Annotated in this window: 13 protein-coding genes and 1 pseudogene; 7 read left to right on the plus strand and 7 right to left on the minus strand. The window is 54.5% G+C overall.

All coding sequences use genetic code 11. The annotated features are described in order from the left end of the window. Positions 1–388 precede the first annotated feature (388 nt). Positions 389–934 carry a DUF995 domain-containing protein gene (locus N6L27_RS23070; RefSeq protein WP_271909765.1) on the minus strand — a complete coding sequence of 182 codons (546 nt, stop codon included), beginning with the start codon at positions 932–934 and terminating at the stop codon, positions 389–391. A gap of 696 nt (positions 935–1,630) precedes the next feature. Between N6L27_RS23070 and N6L27_RS23075 the strand changes: the two genes are divergently transcribed. Further along, on the plus strand, positions 1,631–4,912 hold the full coding sequence (locus N6L27_RS23075; protein ID WP_271909767.1) for a glycosyltransferase: 3,282 nt from the start codon (positions 1,631–1,633) through the stop codon (positions 4,910–4,912). Positions 4,913–5,016: 104 nt separating this feature from the next. Beyond that, positions 5,017–7,458 carry a DUF3131 domain-containing protein gene (locus N6L27_RS23080; RefSeq protein WP_271909768.1) on the plus strand — a complete coding sequence of 814 codons (2,442 nt, stop codon included), beginning with the start codon at positions 5,017–5,019 and terminating at the stop codon, positions 7,456–7,458. A gap of 42 nt (positions 7,459–7,500) precedes the next feature. Here N6L27_RS23080 and N6L27_RS23085 read toward each other — a convergent pair whose 3' ends face one another. Then, the gene (locus N6L27_RS23085; RefSeq protein ID WP_271909769.1) at positions 7,501–8,130 is read right to left on the minus strand and encodes a hypothetical protein; all 630 of its coding nucleotides are present in this window, start codon (positions 8,128–8,130) and stop codon (positions 7,501–7,503) included. Between the two features lie 361 nt (positions 8,131–8,491). Then, a pseudogene (locus N6L27_RS23090) lies at positions 8,492–8,794 on the minus strand (transposase); the annotation flags it as partial. A 14-nt stretch (positions 8,795–8,808) separates the two neighbouring features. Here N6L27_RS23090 and N6L27_RS23095 point away from each other — a divergent pair. Further along, on the plus strand, positions 8,809–9,288 hold the full coding sequence (locus tag N6L27_RS23095) for a cytochrome P460 family protein (RefSeq protein WP_271909770.1): 480 nt from the start codon (positions 8,809–8,811) through the stop codon (positions 9,286–9,288). A gap of 1,113 nt (positions 9,289–10,401) precedes the next feature. Then, positions 10,402–10,653, plus strand: coding sequence for a hypothetical protein (locus N6L27_RS23100; RefSeq protein WP_271909772.1), 252 nt, complete (start codon positions 10,402–10,404; stop codon positions 10,651–10,653). A 201-nt stretch (positions 10,654–10,854) separates the two neighbouring features. Here N6L27_RS23100 and N6L27_RS23105 read toward each other — a convergent pair whose 3' ends face one another. From N6L27_RS23105 to N6L27_RS23120, 4 genes are all read right to left on the minus strand, one after another. Then, complete coding sequence (locus N6L27_RS23105) at positions 10,855–11,142, minus strand: PAAR domain-containing protein (protein ID WP_271909773.1); 288 nt, start codon at positions 11,140–11,142, stop codon at positions 10,855–10,857. 68 nt (positions 11,143–11,210) lie between these two features. Further along, positions 11,211–11,732 carry a hypothetical protein gene (locus tag N6L27_RS23110; protein ID WP_271909774.1) on the minus strand — a complete coding sequence of 174 codons (522 nt, stop codon included), beginning with the start codon at positions 11,730–11,732 and terminating at the stop codon, positions 11,211–11,213. Next, a complete protein-coding gene (locus N6L27_RS23115; RefSeq protein WP_271909776.1) occupies positions 11,729–12,478 on the minus strand; it encodes a hypothetical protein in 750 nt (249 codons plus the stop codon). Before N6L27_RS23115 ends, N6L27_RS23110 begins: the two co-directional genes overlap by 4 nt. 13 nt (positions 12,479–12,491) lie before the next feature. Then, positions 12,492–14,576 carry a type VI secretion system Vgr family protein gene (locus N6L27_RS23120; RefSeq protein WP_271909778.1) on the minus strand — a complete coding sequence of 695 codons (2,085 nt, stop codon included), beginning with the start codon at positions 14,574–14,576 and terminating at the stop codon, positions 12,492–12,494. Between the two features lie 331 nt (positions 14,577–14,907). Between N6L27_RS23120 and N6L27_RS23125 the strand changes: the two genes are divergently transcribed. The 3 genes from N6L27_RS23125 to N6L27_RS23135 all read left to right on the plus strand — a co-directional run bounded on the left by N6L27_RS23125 (position 14,908) and on the right by N6L27_RS23135 (position 17,578). Next, the gene (locus N6L27_RS23125; protein ID WP_271909780.1) at positions 14,908–15,540 is read left to right on the plus strand and encodes a tyrosine-type recombinase/integrase; all 633 of its coding nucleotides are present in this window, start codon (positions 14,908–14,910) and stop codon (positions 15,538–15,540) included. 336 nt (positions 15,541–15,876) lie between these two features. Beyond that, on the plus strand, positions 15,877–16,935 hold the full coding sequence (locus N6L27_RS23130) for a hypothetical protein (protein ID WP_271909782.1): 1,059 nt from the start codon (positions 15,877–15,879) through the stop codon (positions 16,933–16,935). Position 16,936: 1 nt separating this feature from the next. After that, entirely contained in the window at positions 16,937–17,578 is a 642-nt protein-coding gene (locus N6L27_RS23135) for a hypothetical protein (RefSeq protein WP_271909784.1), read from the plus strand. Positions 17,579–18,063: the final 485 nt, after the last annotated feature.

Below are 18,063 nucleotides of genomic sequence, written 5' to 3' on the forward strand. Positions count from 1 at the left end.
TTTCGCGGGAGGCAGGTCAGTCCAGGGCGCGGTGCTACTCTGGGCCCCGGACGTGATTGGGCGGAAAGCCGTCATTCTTCGCATGTGCGAGATGCTAGTCGCGGCTTATTAAAAGCCGACACTTGAGTATACATGCTCGATATTCATAAGTACGCAATAAGTTCTCCCTACCTTCACCTACCAACCCAAGGCACTGTTAATAGGTCGGTAGTCCCCCGTTCTTTTTGCGGGGCTTGGTCGTAGAATTTACGCGGCCATCTTCAGTTTGTTTGCAGGTGTCATTTCGCCGTTGCCCATGTTCATTTTCGGCGCCGAAAGCAGCACCTTCCTGATTGCGGTAGCGCTACTTACTAGCTCGACGCAATTTCCAAGCAAACAAAAAAAGCCGTTAAAGCCCCAGTTTTGATCGAGTCGCCATAACATTGGAATGAAATTTGTAACCTTTTTTCATCCCGGAATACTCTTTAATTCCAGAGTGTTTGCCGGCTAGAGGCCACCATTCCGCGTCATTGGGCCAGCTGCGCCAAACGGTTCCCCAGCGGTCGACAACATGGGAAATACATGCCTGGTCGCCTAGGCTTTTTCCTGCGCGGCTGTTGTTGGGCCAATACCAAGACAGCTGGTGGCACAAGCGGCCCTGGGCGTCGACATTCCATTCCCCCGCGCCAAGGCTGTCTCTGTTGTCGCCGCACCAGGCGCGGGCTTGCTGATTAGGCGAGTAGTAGATGCCGCCATTGCATCCTTCAGCCCAGATATCAGTATTCCCAGCATAGATTTTCGATACAAGGTGCGGGGGTGCAGGCTTGGCACTGCGCGGCTTCGGGTCCGCCAGGACAAGAGATGGAATGGTGCCCAAAAGAAAGGTGGCCATCAGTTTTACAGATATCTTCATGTGAACCCCACTAAGCGCTCTGGCCCAAACTTGGATTTTCATTCGGTTGAAAACCACTTGGGTAAAAGGTGATAGAACGCTTCCGAAGAGAAACAATAACTTTTAGTAGAAACTGAATCAAACCTCGCACGTCCCTCCGGATTTCTCCTGCAATCCCGATAATCATCAGCTATTGTCTCCGTGTCGGCAACAGCTTGTGCCCGCACGACGCCGACCTCCTGTGGGAACCTGATTCTAGAGGTGTCCACGGCTCTAGGCTAACTCCCATGCAGCTGTACCTAATGCGGCTTGTGGCAACAGTTCCTTCCAAAGTCATGGAATTGTCGCTTGAACTCGCAGTTCAAAAGGGAATTTCTGCTAAAATTTGAGGAAATTTTGACAAGCCCCCCCTTCAATGGGGAAACTGGACGCCATGTAGCCTGATCTGTTTGTCATGCGTGGACGCCTGTGGGGACAGGCACCGCGCTATCTTGACAGCAGTGTTGGCCTGCAAAGGGGTCGGGGGACCGTGGCTGACAGCAGTGTTGATATTTGCTTTGCAGGTGTGTGCCTGGCGGCTTTCAAAGCGCAGTACTGCTGCGTTCGGAGGGTGGCTGTTTGAGGCGGTTTTCCTTTCATCAGAACAGACTTGAAACAGTTGCGTCATCCGGCAGGGTATTTGCCGATCCCAAAAGGGTCCGCGTGCGCCGGGTAAGGGCTGTTCTTATTGCCTTGCTAACGGCTGTCATTTGCTGGGCTGTGCTGTTTCTTGATGGCTCTTTCTCTTTGCAGTCTGCACTGCGGGAGCTGAATCCCTTCTACGAGGACAAATATATTCATTCTTCCATTACCGCGGACGGTTCCGGTCATCACGATCAGGTTCATTTGGCTTCGGCCTTTGCGGTACCAGAAGCAGAAACTTCCTGTGGAGATGGACGCAAGCAGCCCCTTTTTTCGGCACTGGCAAACACGGCGGTTCCCAAGGTTTTTGGTCATGTGCCTGTGTCATCTGAACAAGCATTTTTGTCGCTGGATGACAGTTGCGGCCAAATTGGCGTGGTCGTGCCTGAGTGGATCAGCATTGTCGAGAAAAAGGGCCGTCCTGCAGTATCCGTTATCAGCAAGGATACCCGGATTGCTGTTGAAGAGTACATTGCCGGGGCGGCTTTGCGTCCGCAGCTTTTGCCGGTCATTTTATTGGGTGAGGCAAGGCAGAAAGAGGTCTTTCAGGATAGCCTGGCAAATGCAGAGCGCGTGGCGGCCCTTGCCGAAGATTTGGCCGCCGCTGTAGCGGCATTGAATGCCCAAGGTGCATGCCTGGATTTCACAGGATTGAAGCCAGACGCCTTCCGTCGGCTCAGGCCTCTGATGTCGGGCTTCTCAAATGTATTCCGTTCCCGAGGGCTGAAAGCCTGTACTATTCTTAAGGGCCAGCAGCCCCATTGGAAGGAACCGGATCTGACTGATCTGTTTGACCAGATCATCCTGAAGCTCTTTCAGGAGCCATGGGCGGAGACCGTGCCAGGTCCGCTTGCACCATACACTTGGATTGAGGACTTGTCCGCTGAGGCAGTCCAGGCTGTCGGAGCAGATAAGCTGGTTGTCGCGCTCGGCAATTTCTCGGTTGAGTGGACGTCTGGCGTATCAAAGCCTGAGGTCTTGTCATACTCGGAAGCCATGCAGAGAGTAAGCTCCTCCGGAGCAAAATGGCGGTTCAGCACCAAAGCCCAAAATAGCTTTAGCCGCTACCGCGACGCCCAAGGACGTCAGCGCAAAATCTGGATGCTGGATGCCGCGTCAGCGCACAACCAGCTGGTGCGCCTCAAAGAGTTTGGCATTGCCAACGTTGCTGTGTGGTCTCTAGGGCAAGAGGATCCCGGAATTTGGAAAGTCCTGCAGCATCAAAATGCTTCCAAAGATGTTTTGGGGGCTGAACTTCATGTCGTAGAGCTCGATAACTATGTTGATTACAAAGGACAGGGCGCGTTTATCCGCATCGACCAGCGCGCAATTGCAGGAGCACGTCAATTGTCCTTCGAGGCGGAGAGTGGCCTGATCAGCAGCCAGACCTATAGCATTCTGCCCAAGCCGTATTCGATTGAGCTCTACGGCAAACCGGACAGGCGCAAGCTTGTGCTGACCTTTGATGACGGTCCGCATGAAAAATACACCAAGGAAATTCTGGATATCCTGCAGGAAGAGAACGTTCCGGGGTCCTTCTTTGTTGTCGGCACCAGTGTCATGGATTCTCCCGACCTGGTCACCCGGATGGTTGACGAAGGGCACGAGGTCGGTGCGCACAGCTTTTCTCACCCCAGAATGGACCAGATCTCCAACACCCGCGTTGATCTGGAGTTTTCGCTCTCAGCCAAAATCCTGGCTGGATCTACCGGTCGGAAGACCTTGCTCTACCGCGAACCCTTCCAGCGTAGCGGCGGCCCGATCAGCGCAGAGCGGGTGGCCTCACTGGAGGCAGCTGAAGCCCGGGGGTTCGCGATTGCGGGTATGGAAATTGTTCCCAAGGATTGGGAAGGCTGGGACAGCGGGGAAATCGCAAATTATGTGATAAACCAGGTGGAACAGGGGCGCGGCAATGTCATTCTTTTGCATGACGGTGGCCAGGACCGTACTGCCACAGTAGACGCAGTTCGCCCCATAATCCGATCGCTGCGGGCAAAAGGCTATGAGTTTACGACGCTGGCGGATCTTCTTGGCACCAACCGGGCTGCGCTGATGCCTGTTGCCGAGGGCGGATCCCCGGCCTTTGACAGAGTTTCCTTCTCCATTGTCTGGATGGCGCAGCAAGCTGTCGTTGTTGTTTTCTGGACGGTGCTCGCAATTGGCATAGTTCGCTCAGCCGGCATTCTGATCCTGGCGCTTTTGAACCGCCGTGAAAGATTTACACCCCTGCAAAGACAGCCGAAGGTTGCGGTGATTATCCCCGCCCACAATGAGGCAAAGGTGATCTCCCAGAGCATCGAAAGCGTGCGCGCCAGCGGCTACAAGAACCTGGAAATTATCGTGGTGGATGACGGCTCCACCGACGACACGCTTATTGAGGTGCTCAAGTTTGGCCACAAGAGCGAAGTCCGCCTCATCTCCCAACCAAACCAAGGGAAGTGGAGTGCGCTTAACAGGGCGATATTGAGCACTGATGCTGAGTTTGTCGTCTGCATCGATGCGGATACGCAAGTATGCAGAAACGCAATTACACATCTCGTCAGGCACTTTGCAGATCCGAAGACCGGCGCAGTGGCAGGTAAAATCATTGCAGGCAACCGTGTGAACCTACTGACCCGGCTGCAGGCATTTGAGTATGCAACGTCCCAGAATGTCGAAAGGAAAGCGTTTGACCTGATCAACGGCATTCTGGTGGTTCCGGGAGCCATCGGTGCGTGGCGGGTTGAGGCTCTGAAGAAAGCGGGATTGTTCAGTGAGGAAACTCTGACCGAAGATACTGACCTCACAATTCAGGTGAACCGGGCGGGGTATAAAATAGTCTTCGAGCCAAAGGCCAAGGCGTACACCGAAGTGCCGGAAAAGGTGGGTCAGCTTCTGAAACAGCGGCTTCGCTGGTCCTTTGGTATGTTCCAAAGCGCCTGGAAGCATAAACGGGCGATTATTGAGAGGCGTTCGGTTGGCTTGGTATCAATTTCCGACATGTTCGTGTTTGGCTATATTTTCCCGCTGTTGGCCCCTATCGCAGATCTGTTCGTGATCTTGATGCTGTACAAGCTGATGGCCGGTGGCTGGGCAGGCGAGGTTGGAGGTTCTCAGCACACACAGTCGGCGCAGTACATATGGGCCTACCTGGCACTCCCGGCGCTGGAGCTGTTGATTGCTGCCATTGCCATTACGTCCGATGAAGATGAAAGCAAATGGTCCTTGCTGCTGTTTCCGCTTCAACGCCTCGTCTACCGTCCGCTCATGTATTTTTCGGTAATGCGCTCAGTTTTACGTGCCGTAACCGGACGTTTAGCCAGCTGGGGTAGCGTAAAGCGTCAGGGACGAGACTATGGTTTGGTGGCGGGCCACACATGAGACGCAGATTCTTTCTGAAATCGGTCGCGGCCGGCTTGGCTCTGTTCCCAGGGATTGGATCAGCTTCTGTTACGCGGAAGCTTCCTGCGCAAACTGTCCCCGTAGTGACAGATATCAATGAAGACGTTTCAATCCCGCATCTTATTGCGGTGATTGATGCCTTTGTTGACCAGAACATACCGCTCGCCTGCGTGGTGAACCCCTTTGATAAACAAGGCCGCCCGCATACTGCGAAAAGCAAGCTAGCACAGGTTCTGAACGGCTATCTGATTGGCAGAAGCGGGTTGGATGTTGTGCCTTACGTTCCGGAACTGCAGTCATTTTCCGAGCATTTCCAAGCCCGGACGGCTCATGACGCCGTCTCTGCCATGAAAAGGATGCTGTGGTCGGGCGGCTCCGCCCAGCAGCCGGTCAAAGCCCTGCAGGCAATCGCCTGTGCGGACCAGGAAAATCCCTCTGCTCCGCGCGGAGTGCGTTCTGCGGGCATTCTCAATCTCCTTTCGGTTCCGGCGCAGTCAGCCCCAGTCTGGACCGAAACTTGGGACAATGGTGTCGTGAGGCTGTTTGGCGGCAACCTGGTATCCCTGAACGATTTTGACGGAAAAACGCAAACCACCGCACCTTCTGCCAGCCAGAACATAGTCTACTTCTCAGCGAAGGATTTCTCTGGGATGGATATGAAAAAGTTGAAGGCAGCCGCGGTTTGGTTTGCCGACGCGCTGTCGCAACAAGAGCTGGATGGAGATGTGTCGCTATTGCCGGTGACAGACATTCAACTGCGCGACACCTACGGCTTTAAACGGACGGTTTGCCTGCATGTTCTGAAGCCGCAAGAGAATGATCGTGATCAATTATCCGGGTATTCAGGTTTTACAAAGTTTCTTCAGGCAGCCGGAATCCCCCATTCCACCGGAAACCAGTTTGCGGGTGAGGCCGACAACGGTTTTTGGGTTCCAATCGACTTTCACCCAAAGAACGCTGAGGCCAGTACCGCGCAACAAAGAATGCTCCCTGTGGAAATTGAAAGCCGGAGTGAGGCGAAAATCCGGACGGTCAGGCCGTTGGGGCCTGGAATCGGCGTTGCCTTTATTGCAGAAACAGGTGGTATCCAAGGGCTGGAGGGCACGGGTTTCCTGCAATTCCCGCAACAGGTTGTCAGCGATGGCGCTGCGGTGGAAGCATTTGAGTCAGCCACGGCGGGAACCGGGGACGTGGTGGTTTTTATACAGCCGGAGGCGATTGCCTTTCCACCTGAGCGGCGAGCGTTGGAAACCCTTTTGAAGGACATGCTAAGAGATGAGGAGACGAAGTTTCTCCTTCTTGAAGAGTTTGCCCGGACCGTTGCCCCGGCAGGGCCGCTGCCAACACGATGGAGGAGGACGGCTGCCGTCGCGCCGGAGCTGGCAAGAACACGCCAGAACCTCTCGGATGCCAAGAGGCAAGAGCTTTTGGAAGATGCCCGCGTTGCCTGGCAGTATTTCGAAAATTTCACTGATCCCAGGACCGGGTTGTGTCCGGCGACAGTGGACTTCGCACCGGGGGGGCAGAAACACGAGGCCGTCACGATGTGGGATGTCGGCAGTCACATCAATGGCTTAGTGGCTGCCGTGCAGATTGGCTTGATCAGCCAACCGGACTTTGAAACTGCTATCCGTAAGATCCTGCCCAATATCACGGGCAGGACCTTCATGGGACGTCACTTGCCGCAGGGATGGATCCGGACCGATCGCCGCAAATGGGGCAACAGGGATTTTGACGGATCCGACGCAGGCCGGCTGCTGGCTGCCTTGGACAACCTGCGCCGGCACAGCAGTTTCGGAGAGCAACTAGCTAAGCTTGTCGCTTCCTGGGACCTTCGGAAGGTGATCATAGAGGGTGAAATTCACTCGGTCACAAATGGAGAACTTGAGACTTCATATGTGTCACATAGCGCCCATTACTCGGCATTGGCCTTCCGGCGGTGGGGGATCGCTGCCAAATCCCCATATGAGGTCTTTGCTGGCCGTTCGGCAGCCGATGGGCAAATGGCATTGCTGGAAGCTGCGGCCAAAATCGGGCCGTTCGGCGCAGAACCCCTGCTGCTTGAAGCAATGGAAATGGGGATGTCGAAGGAAAGCGCCTATCTGGCTGATGTCTTGTTTGCCGCCCAGTTGGAGGACTTTCGCGAGACCGGCCGGCTCATCTGCGTCTCGGAAGGGCCAATCGACAAGTCGCCCTGGTTCTTCTATCAGGGGTTGCAACTGGATGCAAAGCAAAGGACCTGGGCCTTTGACACGGTTGGGCAGGAGCCTGAATACAGAACGCCCGAGTTTCGCGAGGAAAATCTGGTTATCAGCAGTAAGGCTGCTTTTCTCTGGTCAGCTTATCAGCCGCATGAATACTCTGAGAAACTATTCAGGTTCACTAGAAGTGCCGCGAAAACAAAGAACGGGTTTGCGTCGAGCATCTACCTGAAGACCGGCCGTCCGACCGAGGCCTACTCTGACTTGAATACAAACGGTGTTATTCTTCAGGCCATTGCCCATTGTCTTGCCCGCTCCAACTGACAGGCTTAAGCCGGCAAGACATAGATATACTGCAGCTTCGCGTCAAAGGGCTGCACACCCGCTGGCTGCAATTTCCCCTGGTGTAACCGGGTAGCCAGGACCGGGATTTAGAATTACCGGCTGAATTCCCGTGATACGGTTCATGCAGCGGTCGACCCAATTCTCGTCGATACCTTGGCCGCCAACGTAGATATCCAGCCAATCGTGCCCCTGGTAGCCGCTGTGGCAAGGACCTGCTTGCGGTTTCGGCCCGTCACCGCAAAGATCCTCGACAATTGCGTATCTTTGCAGGTTTTTAACATAGAATTTCGTGCCTGCAGGGTAGTCCATGTAGCTGCGGCCGTTTCGCTTCACATGCCCGACTGCAAGAGTGATCGGATCCTCGTAGGTTCCTGTTCCGCCAGCCTGCCGGTGGATCACTGGCCGGGCAATCTGTGCCGATCCGCGGGGAGTGTTGTCCCAGTAACTGTAGCCAGTCAAGAAAACGTTCATGTTTTGTTCCATTTCATACATGGAACTTCTGCCAATTTCTCTAGGCATTCCTTCGTCAACTAGGAGGCGGGTGCTTTGCACTCCCTCGAGACTATCGTTGGAATTTCCACTCACACTACAAGCAACTGTTGAAAGCAACGCCCCGGTCAAGAGCAAAATTCTTGAAACTTTGTAGATCATACCGCCATCCTGTTTAACTGTGAACTCAGGAAGCCGCAGCGCACTTAGATATTGCGGCCGCCAACGGTGTAAATATGCATGATGAACGGTAATAACGTGTTAAAATAAAAGGGAAAATTTTAATATCCTCAGTCCTTGCAACTCAGGTATGTTGCTGAGAGGCACGTTTCTTTATTTGGAGAGGACGCTGCAGGCATTTCAAGAATTTCGTGAAAGGCTTCTGTTTAAGCTGGTAACAAAACACCGACTCGATGGACCCTCTGTGACCTGCTCCCTCGCAAAATCCCTAACCATGAAGTAGAGACATTCAGAATGGAGCTCACCCTATTTTTGGCCCGGGCTTCATGCGGCCTTTCGGGTTTCGTTGGCGGCGACACAGTGTTCTGAAGTCCGGCACGGCATAGTCCAGACCGACCAGCCGCAGAGGGCTTTGCACGAAGCCCGTCGTCTGCCTCAGTGACATCCCGAACAGTACTTTCAGTGTTAGACAGGTTTGGATCGCGGCGTCGCTGAATTGGCACCGGCGACCTCGCTTGCCAGTCGGCGGCGGCGTCCAGATCATCCTCGGATCAAACCAGATGGTCAGAGATCCGCGTTGCTTCAGTGCTTCATTGTAAGGCGACCAGTTCGTGGTCTTGTATCTCGTAGGGGCCCAACTGCTCATGCATCCCAGCTACCATGCTGGATTCGCATACAGGTCGGGCGGCAAACTACCGGCAATGGGTCAACGTCGGCACCACGCTGCTGCCGAAGGGAGAAGTGAACATCATCGACGGACAGCCCATCGCAGCAAGCGAGTATATCAATACTTATGTCGAGCCTCAGTCCTTTGCCATCTACATGGAAACTGGTGCTTGGCGGGACGGCACGCAGATCGTCAAGGAGTTCACCGCAACTAAGGACACCGCACCGGATGAGGTGCTTGTGGAAAGCCACTACACAGGCCTCGCGATGCTGATAAAGGATACCGAACGGTTTCCCGCGGAGACCGGCCACCTCGGCTACTTCTACATCGGCCATCACCGTCAACCGTATGAGCCGAAGGCGTCGCTGCTGCCAAGGGAACAGTGCTCCTCATGCCATGAGGCGCTTGCCGCCGATCAGCAGTTCATTTTCGCGGATCATCACATCGGGCTTCAGCGCAAGTCGAAGGAGTAATCTCCAAAGCCGCCAAATGTTAAGATTTCTCCGATAGCCCGGATGGTTCCCGTGAGGCTATCTGCCCCGCAAGAAAACGCTGCGCTAAGCGCCAACGTCAGGTTTAACGGGCCGCGCTGCAGCGTTTCGCTTGCTGGTCGAACGGCAGGAAAGGGCCGGTCAGGTTTCGAAGGGCGAAGACGGTTCGCAACTTTGCAGCGGCAGCTTCCTACGCTTCGGTACTCTTCTTGCCGGCTGCAGCATTCGGAGCGGCGCGCAAGGACGTTTGAGCGTCCGCTTCAGGGAATTTGGCCCCAGACCTTCGCACCTGCGGCGGCACCTGCACCGCGCCTGCTACGATCGGCAGCTTTGGGCTGTCCGGGCCTTTTCGATGCTCGTCTTGAACACCCGTTCTTGGGTGGGCAAATCCCGAGCTTTCAGCTCGTGATCGGGCTCTATCCGGATACCGACTGCATCGGCATCCGGACGGAACCTGGACAGATCAAACTCCCTGCGGCCCGGGAGCGGCAGAACGCGTCTCGTTCCGAGCCACTTTCCACCGCGGCCACAAGTCGTTTGAACTACCCAGTTTCCGCCTCAGAAGTTAACGATCCCTTTTGCGGTAGCAGGACTTGACTGTCTGGCCGGGGCGGCTGGCCTTCTGTAAGAGACAGTAGAAATCCGCGCGGGGCGCGCGGATTGCATATCCCAGGAGTCGTGGCAGGGCATCGACGGGCTGCGCCCGCTCCCCCCTGCCCCGGCATTTTCCGTTTGATTGGTCCGCCTGCCATCCGGCCGGCAATCTGAACACGGGTTCTGATGCCGCAGCGCGTCAGCCTCCACGGAGAAATCCGGTTCCTCCCGCGCAGGCGCGGGCCCCTCCCAATTTCACCGCTCCGGCCCCGTGTGTCAGATCACCGCCCGGCCGCAGTCCGGGCTGCGCCCACCCTGCTTTGCCCTCCGAAAGACACGAGGTCTTCCGAAGTGAAAATCAGGGGAGGCTTCGCCACTGGCGGAACAGGAGGAGCGAGCGGGGATGTTGGAGACACGAAAAAGGAAAGGTTCTGTCGCAAATGGCAAAACTATGTGTCGCACGACAATTTGTGTCAAACGTCAGGCAAAACTGACCCGATGATGACTGTTTTTAAGGACAAATTGCCTGCACCTGCCAAGCATTTCCACCCCAATTGTCAAGCATTTCTGACCCAAGCCCAGCCGTTTTTCGCTGCAAACGCAGCCAAGGCGCCATCCTGTGTCCTCTTTGCGCAGGCAGTTGACGTTGCTGCTTCATGCAGTGGACGGCAGGTTCGAGCCCAACCTGTACCTTGGATTTTCTCGCTGCGCGTGCTCGCAGCAGAAAAATCGCCGCGTGAGCAAGAAATTTGATGCCGCCAAGCAGCAGGAAGAGCGGTCACTCATGCGCGCCGCAGCGAGATCACTCACCCGAATTCACAGGTCGCCGGACGAAGTGAACCTTCGCTGCGAGTGCTCCAAAGGCGGCTTTCGTCCGCCCGAGACCGTGCAATAGCTGCAGAGGGGTAACCATTTTGCAGGCGATCCAATAGGAGGATCTGCGTTGTAGGATCATCAACCAAAAAACACATCGCCGGAGCCGCTTTCGACGGTCCCGCCGCAATCAATAGCATCGCCAACACGGCCAGCGGGTTTTCCATTGATGAAGACGCTGCCTGACCCAACCGCCAGCGCCCGCCCGTGCGGAGGGTGTTTGGGCTTTGAGTGCGGCGAAAAAGCATCCCCCTTACGCAACGCCGGTTTCCCATTGATACCGACATCACCGCTGCCTTCTGTGGCTGGTGTCGGAGAGAACCCATCGTGTTCAGACCCGGTATCACCCTTACGTCCTGCTGCTGGCATTACGCCATCTCCCATACATCCAGTTCCGCCTCTTTAGCCGCCAATACAGACAGGTCTGTCGCTACCGGTTATATCCAATCCGGGAAATCTTTTTCGAGCACTTTACGCAGGACCTCAATATCTCTTGGTAATTGAGAGGCTTCCATTCTTGAAATCCCAAACTCTAAGGCCCGGAGCACCAAAACGGCCAGAATAAGAAGTACTAGAACAGGTAAAACTACTTGCGAAACTGTGCCATGAGCAGAAATGGAGATGGCGGTTACTAGAGTTGGCAACAGGCAAACATCACGTGCGATGTGACGTAGTTCTGATTGCACCAGGAACCAGCTCACCGCAGGATCGCTAACCTGCTCAAGATTCTCTTTCGCTTTCGAAAATAACCTACTGCCTGTTCGAATAGATGAAAACGGATCACCACGGCGATGAATACCATAAATTATGCCATAGACCGCAACCAGAACGACATTGCCGATAATAAGAGCAAGCCATAACTCAGGTGTCAGCACCGCCACCAATAGGGCCGGTAGCAAGCTTGCCCGCCGCAATCCGCGTGGCAGAGATCTTTGTCGAATCAATACGGCTTCCATCATTCCCAGTACCGAGGCGGCACCTCATCAGTCGGCTTAAGGTCCAACAGGTAACGGTACTCGATTTCGGTCATCTCACCATTGCCTAACTTAATCTCCGCAACGATCCGCAAGTCCGTTAGCTTTTCCTCACCTTCGGCTACGGCCAGCAACAACACGCCCGTCAACAGAGCTGTATATACATTCACGGGGACACGATTGCCGACCCGCCCACGCATCGCATCAGTCAATTCATCTGGTTTACGAGAGGTTTCGATAGCCCGGCGAATACCTTCACGAACATCGCCAGAGCGGACCACCTCCGCCGCGCCAGCACGCCCTGCCTTAGTCAAGCCGCCCTCAACATTCAAAACCCCTGCCGCTGCCGCACCGCCCGTGATCCCCGCAGCATACTTTAGTCGGGTAATTCCTTTCTGGATATCTCCATAAAGTGCAATCAACTCTGCCGCCGACATATTTCGAGCATTCGCAATGAAGGCGAACAATTGAGGGTTCTCTTGTAAATTCCCGAATTTGGTACCGATTGCGAAATGAAAGGGATGATTGTTCCCCGGAAAAGCCTGCTGGGCTGCTTCGCCGATACGCAAAAGCATCTGTCGGCGCTCAGCCTGACGCTCGACGATAGGCACGCCATACATTGCTTGAAGTATGCGCAATGCCGCCGCTGGGTTGTCCTCCGTCGTCGCAATGTTAATGCCCCACAAAGCGCAGTAATCTTCCAACTCTTCTTGAACAGTTTCCTCGGCCATACTTTTGTTCCCCCTAGTTCAGGTCAATGCGACCGCCCGTGATCTTCACGGAACTGCTGCCTTCAATTTGGACATCGATCCCACGGATAAGAATCTTGCCATTCGGCTCCAAAGTGATTGAGGACTGCCCACAGGTTAACGTGTATTTTTTATCTACGATGTCGTTTTTACGGCCACGCACCAATGTGTGGAATGACGCACCAACCGTCATGTCAAGATTGCCAGTGATTTCTTGCCTTTGCAGCCCGTCCACAGTTGATATCTTTTGGCGACTGACGATCTCGACGCTGTTACCTTGCACGGTTTCGGATTTATCTCCATCACAACTCAGCACGAAACTGCCATCTCGCTGCCCGAGGTTTTCCAGCTTTCCCAATCTGGAACCTGCCGCAGAAACCTTGTTCGTCTGCATCCCCAAACCCATCGCATTGGTGGCCACGAAACCGTTGTTTCCCACGGAAAACGTGAGTGTACCTGCAACGGAATGATATGCGTCTCCAACTGTTTCTTCTAATCTATTGTCTCGCACCATTTCGCTATAGTTGCGCATAACAAGCTTGGCCTCGTCCTGCCCAACAATCGTGTTGAGGTCTTTTTCGGCGTGAACCCTAATTTCTTCCAGGCCTTTTTCATCCTCAAACCGGAGTTCATTAAACCCACGCCCCTTGTGCGTATCCGTTTTGAAGGTCGACCGTGTCTTATGCTTAGGCAACTCATAGGGCGGCTTGTTTTTGCCGTTGTAGACGCAGCCGGTGACAATCGGCTTGTCGGGGTCACCGCGCAGGTGTTCGACGATGACCTCCATGCCGATGCGGGGGATGACCATGCCGCCCCAGCCCTGAGAGGCCCAATTCTGGCTCACGCGAACCCGCATGGTATGCGCCTTTTCCCAGTCCCAGTGGAAGCGCACCAGGATGCGGCCGTGTTCGTCGCAGTCGATCTCACCCTCGCCCACCACCACAGCCGTTTCCGGCCCCTGCACCCGCGGGCCTTTGGTGCGGCGTTCCGGGCGGAAGGGGGCGGTTTCCGGCGTCAGCACGTATGAGCCTTCGTATGGCGCCTCATCGCCGCTTGCATCGCCCGAGCCATAGGCCTGTGCGCGGAAGCGATGAGTTGCCTTCAGGCAAACAAACGTCTGTCCCGTCGCGCCCGGCACCTCATCACCTGCCAAGGTCACCCGCCAGCCCGCGCCCAGGGACACTACGTCGCCCTCGGCATGGTGGCGCAGGACCTGGCCGCGCTCTTCCTCCAGGCGCCGGTCCGCCACGCCGCGCCCTTCGCCTTGGGTGAGGTAATCGCCCGGCCAGTCATAGCTCTCAATATCGCTGCTGGGGTGGGAGACCTCGCTGAGCTGTTCGGCCTCCTGCGCGGCCATCGGGATCTTGAAGTTGTACTCCGTCAGCCGCACCGCTCCGGTTGTGATGCGCTGCGCCGGGGACCAGCTGCGGAAATGCTCCTCCTCATGGCGGTGATAGCCCGCGACACCGTAATAGTGCCGTGAACCGTCCGGCACCTGCGGCAGGCTGAAGGCCGCATCTGCCAGCAGCATCGTGTGGGATCCCGATTCATGGCGCCAAGACCAGCTGATACCGTGGCGCTCGAGCTGGCGGCGCACGAAATCCGCGTCCGACTCGCCGTATTGCACGGTGTATTCCAGCACCGGATAGTCTTCAGAGACCTGCACCTCCAGATGAGGATTGCCCAGCCCCGCATAGGCACTGAGCACCTCCTCAATGATCGTGATCACGGTTTTATTGTGAAATATCCGCATGTTGCGCCTGAGTCCTGCCACATGCAGCCAGGGCCGCAGCAGCAGATCATAGCGGAAGCCGTTTTCATAGGCGCCGCGCTGGCGCGCCTCGCAGACGATCCCGTCAAAGGCGCGGGAGCCTTTTCCGTGGTCGATCTCCACCGTGGCATGGGTGCCCAGAAGTGCGGTCAGATCCAGCCCGTCCTTCGCCGACAGCGCCTCAACGCGCCATTCAAAATCCCCTGACAGCTCTTCGCTGCCATCCATGCGCAATAGCACCAGACTGTCCGCGCCAAGCACGGTCGACAGGCGGCCCTGCCGGTCCTGCTGAGAAAAATGCGTGTTCATAAATCTACCAAACAACCAGTACGTGCGGTGTTAACGTGGTTTGCGGCGGGTTTGCAAGACGCCAGCGAACTGGAGAGGCCGTTTCCAGTCTGAGGTTTGAATTTGACCGGGGCGCAGCAGCCGTCAGCAGCGTTCAAAGAGGTGAAAATGCAAAAGCTGACATTAATGACGCATGCAGAATTCGGCAAAAAAGGGCTCAGACCAGCCCAATGCATCAGCGGCGTTTCCCAAAGAACACGCAACCTGACAACGGCCATTCAAGCCACCAGTAAACTGAGGCGTCAGCGCTGTGCTGATGTCTGGGATTGGCGGGAGGATTGGAGAGCAATCTATGTCAAGAGTCCAACTTCCCGCTGTTACCCCGAAACGAAGAGCCTGGAACAAGGGCCGGATCATCGGCCAGAAACGACCACTGTTGCCGAAACAGGTCTGGGCGATCCGCGCGCGGCTCGAACTGGCGGGCAACCTGCGCGATCTAGCACTGTTCAACGTGGCAATAGATAGCAAGCTTCGCGGATGCGATTTGGTCAAACTGGCCGTCGCTGACCTTGTGAGGGACGATCGCGTTCGCGAAAGGGTGTCCGTGATCCAGAGCAAAACCAAGCGGCCCGTTCAGTTCGAACTCTCTGAAAACACGCGGGATACCATTGCCGCATGGATCAAGTCACCGGAGATGCTCGGCTGCCGTTTCATGTTTCCCAGCAGGTTTCATGACCGCCCGCATATCTCAACGCGCCAATATGGTCGGCTTGTGAGGAATTGGGTGGCCGCGATTGGGCTGGAACCCAGTGGATACGGCACCCATTCGCTGCGCCGGACCAAAGCAGCTGAGATTTACCGCAAAACCGGAAATCTCAGAGCGGTTCAACTTCTGCTCGGACACACCAAGGTAGACAGCACAGTAAGGTACCTTGGTGTCGAACTCGAAGATGCGCTGAGCATTGCCGAGCAAATCGACATTTGATCCACGTTGGCGGGCGGCTCTTGCCGTTCGCCAATCCTGAGCGGACCTGCGTTCGCGGCGCAGCGGTGGGTCGGATAGAGCCCATCTTACGAGCTGCTGCGAACAGCATGAATGTCCAATTTTGCGGATTGCCAAGTTCCATCTAAAGTCAAGGGTGTTTTTTGCGCGAATTCGGGCTACGATTCAGTACTACTGAAGCGTTTCAACCCTAAGGAATCTCCAATGTATCCTAGAGATGGCGCTTTCAAAGTTGAAAGGCCGAAGTTTTTTGGCTTAACAAATTAATATACCACTAACGAGATTGCGATTGCAATAGTAAATTTGAGGGCCAAGTGAATGATAGATGCAATAGAGTTGGAAAATGTCGCAACGCAGGCGCTGTTCGAGAGTTTTTCCAATCCGGAACTACTAGTTGATCTGCCTATTTCATCCGAGGTTAAAAGTGAGATATCTTCGTACCATGCCGATTTGTCTTCACAGCCAGTTATCATCTTGGGACGGCTTGACGACCCAGCTCTCACGCATCGCGTTGTGTCCTGGATTTCCGTACTTCACTTTGAGCGAAACCTTGGCAATGCGCTAGACGCTATGACTGCATGCGAAGCGGCTCTGGCGCAACTTCTCAATGTTCAGGTGATGTACTCTCAGCTTCAGGATGGGCTTGCTCTTAGTGAGCAAAAGCAGTTGGTAGAACTTCTAAAAGATACTTTCATCAGGAAGAGACTAGAACTTTTCGAATACACCAAGGCAGTAAAAATTGGCTTGAGCGTATGTGCTGGATATACCTTTCCCAATTTGGAACCCGATCTAAACCTTCCTAGTAGTAAAAAAACGCTCCTTTCGATATCAGACTGGACCAGAACATTCCTCCGTCAGGACACTGAAACTGTTATACCTGTTAGCGCCAAGCATGCGCAAAACTCGTTGGGGCAGCACGTGAGTAACTGGAAGACTGATCTTGTAGCTCCACGAGAAAATGCTGATCCTTTGCAAACCGACCTTCTGGAATTGAATCTAAATCAGATGCCTGAGTTCATGAACCAAGAAAACTTTCGAAGGAGGATTCTTGGTGTCGGAATTAGTGTCATCGATAAGAGCTCCTTAGCCGCACCTTCAAATGCAGAAAGACCACATAGAGATCGCTGGAACATGGTGCTTCGTGATGTCTCGGGCGGTGTAAAAATTAGCCCGACACATTTCGAAACCTTACCTGATATTCCCTTTAATGGCGCGGGTGGGTACGAAATTGTTTGGAGTCGAACAGAGAAAATAATCAATTTCTCTCCTGACAGGAAATGGGAGATCAAGGTCCCGAGCCGGTCATTGCTAGGGAAGGGAAAAGATGAAATTCAAGACATCATCGTCCACTTCCATGTAGCAGAGCAGCGAACCTAAGATGACCAGACAATACGTGAACGAACGGCGTAGCTTGGAAGGAAGATTGGGCATTGAGAGAGAGAGGAATGTTCAGCTAGGAAAGGTTTCATCAGGGCTTTCTTATGCCGGTAGCGCGCTAACCGGGTTTGGGCTGTATGTTTCCTTTGCGGCGGCTTTAGGGGTTACCGTTATGACGGCTCCAGTCTCGCTAAGCGTTGGAATAGTGAGCTTCTTTGTTGTTGGAGTAAATTCCCTGCTAATCGGCGAAGCGAAGTCAAGGTCCGATGCACGACTTAGATCTCTCAGTCAGGACCTGATCAGAAGAAACCGTTTGATGCGAAAACTTCAAAAGATCAGCAGAATCAAGGATCGGCGCACGCAAGATAAAGCGTGGCAAGATTTATACGAAGCCGAGCCTGAGGTAGTTAAAATCGTTGCAATAGCCGCAGCGGGTCATGAGATTGATCGAATAACCGGTTCAAGTCATCGAGGCAGTTCAAGCGGCATCGGTGTCGGTTATGGAGGGCATTATCCGTCTTCTGGCGTTTCGAATGGTTCTTACGCTATCGGAATCGGCAACGACTATGTTGATCCCTCTGTTCGGCCTTCAGGAGGTGGTGGGGGTAGCTATAGTGATGGTCATCACATGGCGCTAGCTTAAACGCAATGCTCGGCTTGGATTGCAAACTCGGCCTCTATTCTTCTCATATGTTGCACTTAGATAGCTTTTTTGTGGTACTCCCGCACGCAAGGGGGCAGCAAGCGCCGCGATCGGGCTGATAGCGCAACAATGGCGTGCTCAGGGGCATGGGCGTACCTGAAGGATTTTGGGGCGAGCCATCAAGCCCGTACGTCCTTAGGTACGAGATACACTGTCTGCCAGCCGCCGAGGATATTCTCTCGGCGGGATATACTCGCCACTTGCTCGCGACCGAAGTAGTCGTCATGCGGTGCTAAGCCACGCGAAGAGCGTATTGATAGTATGGCTCGAACTCACGGTTCGCCATTAGCTTAAGTGGACATTTGAGCTACTCCCCAATCGTTGGACAGCTTTCGGCGTAACTTAAGCTACTCTCTGCTCCTGCTGACCTGTTTGGGTTTCGTCTTTTCTCAGCCAATAAACCACGGCCGGAGGTTTGCCACCAA

This window comes from Leisingera sp. SS27 (assembly GCF_028368855.1).
In the GTDB taxonomy this organism is placed as follows: Bacteria; Pseudomonadota; Alphaproteobacteria; order Rhodobacterales; family Rhodobacteraceae; genus Leisingera.